Below are 1,094 nucleotides of genomic sequence, written 5' to 3'. Positions count from 1 at the left end.
TGGAGATGGCGTTGGTACCGAGGAACGCGACGTCGACCTGGATCTCGGACAGCGCGCGGATCGCCCAGTTGTCGACTTCCGCGAAGGTCCTGGCACGTACGCGGCCACCCAGGGTGTGCACATTCAGCCGAGGGCGGCTGACGAGGGCGAGAGCGATGGTCAACGTGTTGGTGAAGACGTTCAGGTCCCGGTCGGCGGGGAACATCTCGGCCAGCATCGTGATGGTGGAACCGGCATCGAGGAAGACGGCGCCCTCGCGCGGTACTTCGGCCAGAGCGGCCCGGGCGATGCGCCGCTTCTCGTCCTCATTGCTGGTACGGGCGGACACCTCGGGTTCGAAGGACAGGTCCTCGACCGCGATCGCACCCCCGTGCACCCGACGCAACAGGCCACGCCGCTCCAGCAGTTGGAGGTCCTTACGGATCGTCTCCGTGGAGACCTGCAGCTGTTCGGCCATGGCGCCGGCGTCAAGGCGGCCCTGGCTGCGCACCGTCTGCACCAGTACCTGATGACGTTCGACTGCGTAGTGGGGCCGGCCCTGGCTGTCCGGGGAGTCATCCGCCGTGGTCGTGTCCGTGGTCATGAGTGGTATTCCTTCGTCCGTGTCCGGCCTCGGGGCTGCTTCCTGCCGGTGGGGCGATTCTCCTTGGCGCGGATCGGTCCTGGTCGCCAGGGGACCGTCGAAGGGGCGTGGGGCGCCCGGGCCCGTGATGAACTTGCCGGCTCCGGGCAGTGGTTGGCTCACTGGCTGCTCCCTGTGGCGAGGTGCGGCGACGGGGCTGCCCGGTCCGGTTGCCCGCCGGTTGCCGCGGTCGGCAGATCGTCGGTGCTCGGGTAGATCCCGGCCGCGACGCCGCCCAGCAGTGCGGCTCCACGGCCACCGGCTTCGTGGACCGGGGAGACGGAGACGTCGTTCCATGCCTCGCTGCGCAGCTGCCGTACGCCGAGACTGCGCGACCAGCCCCCGGTCATGACGGTGCGGTGGTGCGGGCCGAGGACCGCGGCCATGTCGGAGTCCATCCGCACGGCCCGCTCCAGGCCGGCGGTCAGGGCCGCGTACCAGGCCCGGTCGGGAGTGGCGTTGCGGCCGATGC

General features: G+C 70.1%; 2 protein-coding genes. Both read right to left on the bottom strand.

Going from position 1 to position 1,094, the window contains the following annotated elements; translation table 11 throughout:
- The coding region (locus ACFPIH_RS56260) for a DeoR/GlpR family DNA-binding transcription regulator (RefSeq protein ID WP_381188128.1) at positions 1–583 on the bottom strand (583 nt) is incomplete at its 3' end.
- 158 nt (positions 584–741) lie between these two features.
- The coding region (locus tag ACFPIH_RS56255) for a hypothetical protein (RefSeq protein ID WP_381188131.1) at positions 742–1,094 on the bottom strand (353 nt) is incomplete at its 5' end.

Source organism: Streptomyces vulcanius (assembly GCF_042653945.1).
GTDB lineage: Bacteria > Actinomycetota > Actinomycetes > Streptomycetales > Streptomycetaceae > Streptomyces > Streptomyces mangrovi.
This window is presented reverse-complemented; position numbering and strand designations above follow the sequence as displayed.